This window comes from Actinomycetospora lutea (assembly GCF_028737205.1).
Lineage (GTDB): Bacteria > Actinomycetota > Actinomycetes > Mycobacteriales > Pseudonocardiaceae > Actinomycetospora > Actinomycetospora lutea.
Genome location: NZ_JAQZAL010000068.1, coordinates 1 through 7,187 on the forward strand (window position 1 = coordinate 1; position 7,187 = coordinate 7,187).

General features: G+C 74.4%; 6 protein-coding genes. 2 read left to right on the forward strand and 4 right to left on the reverse strand.

What is annotated here, in order from left to right; all coding sequences use genetic code 11:
* Nucleotides 1-209 (forward strand): IS3 family transposase (locus PHK61_RS31460; RefSeq protein ID WP_274284983.1); only part of this gene is annotated, 209 nt, incomplete at its 5' end.
* A 287-nt stretch (nucleotides 210-496) separates the two neighbouring features.
* On the opposite strand, the gene PHK61_RS31465 is transcribed toward PHK61_RS31460, so the two are convergent.
* The 4 genes from PHK61_RS31465 to PHK61_RS31480 all read right to left on the reverse strand — a co-directional run bounded on the left by PHK61_RS31465 (nucleotide 497) and on the right by PHK61_RS31480 (nucleotide 3,569).
* Complete coding sequence (locus PHK61_RS31465; RefSeq protein ID WP_274284984.1) at nucleotides 497-805, reverse strand: IS110 family transposase; 309 nt, start codon at nucleotides 803-805, stop codon at nucleotides 497-499.
* Between the two features lie 2 nt (nucleotides 806-807).
* Nucleotides 808-1,071: an IS110 family transposase gene (locus tag PHK61_RS31470; protein WP_274284985.1), complete on the reverse strand. Its 264-nt coding sequence runs from the start codon at nucleotides 1,069-1,071 to the stop codon at nucleotides 808-810.
* A gap of 666 nt (nucleotides 1,072-1,737) precedes the next feature.
* A complete protein-coding gene (locus PHK61_RS31475) occupies nucleotides 1,738-2,715 on the reverse strand; it encodes a carbon-nitrogen hydrolase family protein (RefSeq protein ID WP_274284986.1) in 978 nt (325 codons plus the stop codon).
* A complete protein-coding gene (locus PHK61_RS31480) occupies nucleotides 2,712-3,569 on the reverse strand; it encodes a class I SAM-dependent methyltransferase (RefSeq protein WP_274284987.1) in 858 nt (285 codons plus the stop codon). The genes PHK61_RS31475 and PHK61_RS31480 overlap by 4 nt, the downstream gene beginning before the upstream one ends.
* Nucleotides 3,570-3,696: 127 nt before the next feature.
* Between PHK61_RS31480 and PHK61_RS31485 the strand changes: the two genes are divergently transcribed.
* A complete protein-coding gene (locus tag PHK61_RS31485; RefSeq protein ID WP_274284988.1) occupies nucleotides 3,697-6,927 on the forward strand; it encodes an ATP-binding protein in 3,231 nt (1,076 codons plus the stop codon).
* Nucleotides 6,928-7,187 lie beyond the last annotated feature (260 nt).

Sequence of the window (7,187 nt, forward strand, 5' to 3'; positions counted from 1 at the left end):
ATTGCTTCGATAACGCGGTGATCGAGTCGTTCTGGTCGCGGATGCAGGTCGAGCTACTCAACCGGCGACGGTGGAAGACCCGCATCGAGCTCGCTAACGCGATCTTCGAGTACCTCGAGATCTGGCACAACCGGCGCCGCCGCCACAGCGCTCTGGGCTGGCGATCACCGATAGAGTTCGAGAACCAGAAGAAGATCGTCGTGGCCTGAAGCTTCCAGCCACACGACTCCGCGGAACCCGGGGCACCCCACAGCCTCCACTGAACCCGGTGCGCTTCACTCGCGCAGGCTGCGGAGCAGCGCGACGAGCTCGAGGGTGACGGCCTGGGCGGCGTCGGCCGCGGGCCCGTCGGGGTGCCCGGCCGGAGCGTGGCGCAGGTGCTCGAACAGCTGGGCCGGGTCCGGGTGTTCGCCCGCGTGTAGTGGGCGTTGGTCAGCCAGGTGGCCAGGCGCTTCTCGGAGAGCCAGCGCGCGTGGCGTGGGGGTCGGGAACCGGGTCAGGAACGCAGCGAGACCTTCCCGTCGAGCTCGTGGAAGAGCCCGACCGCGCCAGGGTGGGACAGCTGCAGGTGCGTCAGGAGCTGGTTGTGCGCCGCGACGCGCGCCTTGACCAGGTCCGCGCGAGCCCGCACGAGCATCCGCAGCCCGACGGTGGCATCGGTGTCGGTGGTCAGTGGGGTCAGCCGCCGGCGGTCGGTGCGCAGGACATCGGCGAGCAGGTAGGCATCGAAGCGGTCGTCCTTATTCCCAACGAGGCTGTAGCGAGTGCGCAGCGCGGTGACCTGCCGGCTCGCGATGACGAACACCGTTAGCCCGCCTCGAGCAGCGCCGCGACGACCGGTCCGTCGCCGCGTTCGATCGCGACGCCACGGACGCGGTGACGGTCCAACGTGGTGACCAGCCTGGCGAGACCGGCCTTGGTGTGCGCGACGGTGAACCGAGCGATCGCCGTGCCGTCGTCGTCGATGACGCAGACCGCGTGCTCGGACCACGACCAGTCCACGCCCGCCCACCGCACCTGCTGCGGCTGCTCGGTGGTGGGGATGTTCTCGGCCAGTTCGGGCTGGCTCATCGGTGTCGGTGCTCCTGTCACGACTATGGAGCGCTCCGGTTGGGCGCGGCTGCCGGTCGGTCACTGAAGCGCTCGCGGCGCGCAACCCCCACCGCCGGTCAGCGCGCCCCGTCCCGCTGGGCCTCGCACTTGTCAAGGAAGACCTCGAAGGGCTTGCGAGCCTGGGCGATGACCCGCCCGGCCGGGATGCGCACCGACCCTGGCGGGGCCGGCCGGTCGATCTTGTCCCCAGTGACCGTGAGCCTCGACGGCCCGCTCGGCGCCCTTCGGGCGGTCGAGGCGGCGAGCGCCTCGCACCCATTGCCCCCCGGGGCCCACCAGCCCCGGGCCTCTTCCCGTTGGTCGGAGCCCACTGTGAGCAGCGATCCCACCCATCGCAGCAGTGCTGACCGCGGACCAACGCTCGCGACGACGCCGAGCTGCTCGCGCGTCCCTGGACGGGGACACCGACGCGTTCGCGGTGCTGATTTAGCGGTATCAGCGCGTCCTGCTTCACGTGGTGCGCAACCTGACGTGGTTGTGGCGTGCTCGGTGCTACAGCGCCCTGGGCTGGCACCGCGAGGAGGACGAAGCCGTCTAACGCACCCGGACCAAAGACCATGCTCGCCGGCATCTGGCCAATGGGATTGGGGTGCCCCGGGGTCTGACCAGCCTGCGAACGCCGGGTCAGGATGCCGTCCGTCGGTCACCGGGATCCTCGCCGTCACAAGCCGGCCCCCTCGTCACGAACCGGGCGGACGTACGCGCCGTCGTGTCGACGGTGAGCGCGAACACGTCGGGCCGTGCGTAGTGGCCGGCCGGGTCGAACTCCCGCCGGGCCACCCGCGCGGCGACCGCGTCGATCTCGGCGTAGAGGATGCCCTCCGCGTGGAGCAGCGGGCCGGCCAAGACCGTCCCGTCCGGCCCGACGATGGCCGCCCCGCCGTGCGACATGCTGTCCTCCTCACCACCGTAAATTGCGTCCCGGTCCGGCAGGGTGGACGGCACGTCGCAACCCCGTAGGTAGGAGTTCGTGCCGACGACGAACGTCCGCCCCTCCCGGGCGACGTGCCGCAGCGTGGAGAGCCAGCAGTCGCTGGTGTCCCATGTGGGCGCCAGGTGGACGTCCATCCCGCGGGCGTAGAGCGCCGCCCGGGCCAGCGGCATGTAGTTCTCCCAGCAGATCAGCCCGCCGAGCCTGCCGAACGGGGTGTCCAGCACGGTCAGCGACGAACCGTCGCCCTGGCCCCACACCGTGCGCTCGCCCCCGGTCGGCATGAGCTTGCGGTGCCGTCCGGCGAGCGACCCGTCCGGGGCGAAGTACAGCAGCGTGTTGTAGAGCGTCCCCCCCGAGGGGTCTCGCTCGTTCACGCCGACGGCCAACCAGGCCCGGGCGGACCGCGCGGCCTCGCCCATTCGGCGGGTCGCGGCCGAGGGAACGTCGACCGCCTGGTCGGCGAGCTCGCGGTAGTAGCCGGCGTCGCTCCAGGCCGGGACCCGCCACACCCAGTCCGGGTAGGTCGGGACGAACGCCTCGGGGAACACGATCAGGCCGGCGCCCTCCGTCGCGGCTGTCGCCGTGAGGTCGGCGACCTTCTCGACGGTCGCGTCGCGGTCCAGGAACACCGGGGTGGCCTGCACCGCGGCCGCGACGACCGGCTTCACTTCACCCCCCACGCCACGACGAGCTCGCACGGCCCCTCGAAGCCGTCGCCGGTCTCGAAGGTGGTCAGTTCCTCGGTGATCTCCCGCCATGCCGCGTCGCGCTCCTCAAGCGACAGCCCGGCGAGCATCTGGTGCAGCGCGCCGAACGATTCCCGTTCGAACCGTATGCACTCGGCGGCCGACGGCAGCCGCAGCGGAGCCGGCACGGTGCGGGCCCCAACGTCGCGGAAGCCGGCCTGGCGCAATGCGTCCTCCAACACGCCGGGCCCGCCGAGGCTGAACGGCCCCGGCTGGCCGGGCGCCGGGGCGGGCAGCTGCGCACGCCGCCGGATGACTGACACCGGCACGGAGAAGAACGCGTTGCGCTCCGCCGTCGAATAGACGACCGCAGCCACCCGCCCGCCGGGACGCAGCGCCCGGTACTGGCCGGCCAGCGCGGCGGCCCGGTCCGGGAAGTAGATCAGGCCGAGCCGGGAGACGACGGCGTCGAACGTGCCGGCCTCGACGTCGAGCCACTCGCCGTCCAGCTCGCGGATCGAGACGATCTCGTCCAGGCCCTCGGCGGCGGCGTCCGCGGCCGCGCGCTCCAGGATTGCCGGGCTGATGTCGGTGGCCAGGACGCGCCCGGACGGCGCGACCCGCCGTGCGGCGGCGAGCGTCTGGCCACCGGCGCCGGCAGCGACGTCGAGCACGGCGGCGCCCGCGGTCACACCCGCGGCGTCCAGCATCATCGTGGTCGCCTCGCCGAGCCAGGTCTCCAGTGTCGGTCCCCACGCGTGCCAGGCCGGGGCCGCGTCCTCCCACTGGGCTCGGGTCGTCTGCTTGTACCGGGCGGGGTCGAACGTGACGATCATCGAAAGCTCCTCGTCGCACGGCGCGGGCTGGTCACACCCCAACGGCGCCAGGAACCGCCTGGCACCCGCCAGGACGTGGCGCGCGATCGACGCGATCGGATCGGGCTTCGCGGCATAATCTCGACGCATGACGTTCGTGGGCCGTGCCCATGCGTTGTCCCGCCTCCTCGACGCCGTCGAGGAGGCTGCCGGCGGACGGGCCCGGCTCGTGCTGGTCGGCGGCGAGGCCGGCATCGGCAAGACGACGCTCGTCGGCGAGGCGGCCACCCGCAGCGGGTGGTCGGTCGGCTGGGGGACCTGCGCGGATGCGGACCAGGCACCCGCGTTCTGGCCGTGGACGACGGCGTTGCGCAGCCTGCGCGCGACCGGTCCGGATGACGCGCCACCAGCGGCCGACGCCGCCGAGCTGGCCCGGCTCCTCCCGGAGCTGACCGAGCCGAGCACCCCGGCCGCCGAGCCGCCGGCCGACCCGGACGCGGCCCGGCTGCGCCTGTTCGACGCCGTCTCCCGGTCTCTGGAGCGGCTCGCCCGGCGCGCACCGGTATTCGTCGTGCTGGACGACCTGCAGTGGGCCGACGAGTCCACGCTGGCGCTGCTGAGGTTCGTCACGCGGCCGTACCGGCCGGTGCCGCTGGTGATCGTCGCGGCGTACCGGCACGACGAGCTCGACGCCGGCCGGGCCGCGACGGTCGCCGAGCTGGCCGCGCGGGGGGAGTCACTGCTCCTGCACGGCCTCGCCGGCGGCGAGGTACACGAGCTGGTCGCCGCCGTGGCCGGCTGCGCCACCGCAGACCGATGGGCGGCCGAGGTGCACCGGCGCACGGACGGTCACCCGTTCCTGGTGCACCAGCTCGCGGAAATGCTCGCCGACCCGACGCAGCCCGCGGGCGCCGTGCCCAGCGCCGCGCGCGACCTCGTGCTGCGCCGGGTGGACCGGCTCGGCGAAGGCAGCCGCCGGCTCGTCGAGGCCGCCGCGGTGGCCGGCACCGAGCTGCTGCCCGACGTCCTCGGCGAGGTCTGCGGCCTCGGCGCGACCGAGCTGGCCGAGCGGGTGGCCGACGGCGTGCGCGCGGGAGTGCTCGTCACCGGTACGGCCGGGTCGCGGACGCGGCTGGCGCACGATCTGGTCCGGGAGGCCGTCGCGGCGGCGCTCCCGGTCGCGCGGCGGCTGGAGCTGCACCAGCAGCTGGTCGAGACGCTCGAACGCCGGCACGCCCGCGGGCTCCCGGTCGAGGCGGCGGACGTGGCCCGGCACGCGGCCGCGGCCGTCCCGCTGCGGGGCGGCGCACCCGCCGTGCACTGGGCGCGCATGGCGGCCGCGGCCGAACGGTCCCGGCTCGCGTTCGCCGAGGCCGCCACCCACCTCGTGCGCGCGCGCCGGGCCCTCGAGGACGCGGGAGCACCGGACGCCGGGCCGCAGCTGGTCGACCTGCTCGTTGACGAGGCCGACGCGCGGGCCCGCTCCGGCGACGCGTCCGCGGCGCGGGTCCTGCTCGACGACGCCCGTCGCGGCGCCGGCGCGCTCGGAGACGCCGATCGCCTCGGCCGGGTCGCGCTCGCCGTCCAGCGCCTGGGCGCGCGGTTCGCGATGGCCCGCGACGCGATCGTCGAGGAACTGGAGACGGCGCTGGCCGGGGTGCGCGGTGCGGGCACCGCGCTCGAGGCCGAGCTCACCGCCGGCCTTGCCCGCGAGCTGCGCCACTCGGTGCCCGCCCAGCGGGTGCGGGCGGCGCCGCTGTCCGAGCGGGCGCTGGACCTGGCCCGCACGCTGGACGATCCGGCGACGCTCGCCGCCTGCCTGCTCGCACGGCACGACGTGCTGTGGACGCCCGGACGGGCCGCCGCCCGCCGGGAGCTCGCCAGGGAGATCACAGCGCTTGCCGAGCGCACCGGTGACGCCGAGCGGCACGCCGAGGGTCTCCTGCTGACCGCGAACGCGCTGCTCGAGCTGGGGTCTCCGGCGTTCCGCGCCGTGCTCGGAGACTACCTGCACGCTGCGCAGCGGTTCCGCCAGCCCCGCCACGACTACCTGGCGCTGACCCGGCGCGCCGCCCTGGCCCTCGTCGACGGACGGCTCGACGACGGCGAGCAGCTGATCGAGGAGGCGAGTGCGCTCGGCGAGCGGATCGGCGAGCCGGACACCGGCAACGTGCGCATGTCCCAGCTGCTGGGGCTGGTCCGCGCGCGCGGTGAGCCCGACCTGCTGCGGGCCACTGCGGCCGAGGCCGTGCGGTGGTGGATCGGCGTCCCCTCACACGCGCACGCGGTAGCCGCCGGGTTCCTGGCGCTGAGCGGGGAGCCGGACGACCTCGACGGTGCGCGCCGCCACCTGGACATCGTGCTGGCGCTGGACACGTGGCGCGACGACCGCTCCTACCTGTGGCCGGTGTTCGTCGGCGGAATGACGACGGCCGCGGTGCGACTGGACAACCGCGCGGTGTGTGCCCAGCTCCTGGCCGAGCTGGAACCGGTCACCGACGAATGCGGGGTGAACGGCGCCCTCGTCTGCTTCATGGGCAGCAACGCCCACTGGGCCGGCCTGCTGGCGGCCGCGCTGGGCCGCCGAGCCGACGCCGAGCGATGGCTGCGCCAGGCACTGAACGTGCACCGGCGGCTCGGGGCCCGCGCGTGGGAGGCCGAGACGGGTGCGGAGCTGGCGACGCTCGGGGCCGGGGACGGCCATCGCGAACGGGCCGCGCGGACGGCCGCGGAACTGGGCCTGCACGCCATCACCGCGCGGCTGGGTGGCACGGCAGCGTCCGGCGCGCAGGACGTTCCCGGCGACCCACCGGCCCACGCCGAGCTGCGCCGCGACGGCGAGCTGTGGCGGGTCCGCCACGGCGCGACGACCGTGCACCTGCCCGACCTCAAGGGCCTGGCCGACCTCGCCGCGCTGCTCGCGCGGTCCGGCCGGGACGTCCACGTCCTGGAGCTGGCCGGGGCGGCCGAGCACGACCGGGAGGGCGGTCCGCTGCTCGACGCCACCGCCCGCGCCGCCTACCGCCGCCGCTTGGCCGAGCTCGACAACGACCTCGCGTCGGCCCGCAGTGACCACGACAACGGACGGAGCGCGCGCGCCGACGCCGAGCGCACGGCACTGCTCGAGCAGCTTCGGGAGGCGGCCGGGCTGGCCGGCCGCGAGCGGCCGCTCGGCGCAGGGACGACGGAACGGGCACGGAAGGCCGTCAGTGCCCGGCTGCGGGAGGCGATCCAGCGCGTCGGGACCGTCCTCCCCGAGCTCGGCGCGCACCTCGACCGGTCCGTGCAGACCGGCACGCACTGCCGGTACGACCCGCGCGAACCCATGTCCTGGACGTTGGCCCCGGCGCCACCGCCTGCCGGTCTCAAGCGGCGATAGAACCCTGGCGTCGTTGGTCGGCGATGCGGCCACGCCTTGCTCGTGCACCACCCCGCCTCCCGGGAATTGAGATCGGTGCACAGATTCAACGACCTCGTCGACGAACCCGCGGATCGGAAGAGCCTTAAGATCCATCGAGTGCCACGCGAGGGCGGTTCACAGCCGCCTCGACGTACTCCCGTGCCCGAGGCACGCTGTCGCCGACGCGCTCCTTGAGCGCCATCGCGTCCGTGTGTCGACGCCGGAGCTGGTCGCGCACG

Coding starts and splice junctions, on each gene's coding strand:
- PHK61_RS31480 (WP_274284987.1), bottom strand. CDS start 3,569: ATGATCGTCACGTTCGACCCCGCCCGGTACAAGCAGACGACCCGAGCC.
- PHK61_RS31485 (WP_274284988.1), top strand. CDS start 3,697: ATGACGTTCGTGGGCCGTGCCCATGCGTTGTCCCGCCTCCTCGACGCC.
- PHK61_RS31470 (WP_274284985.1), bottom strand. CDS start 1,071: ATGAGCCAGCCCGAACTGGCCGAGAACATCCCCACCACCGAGCAGCCG.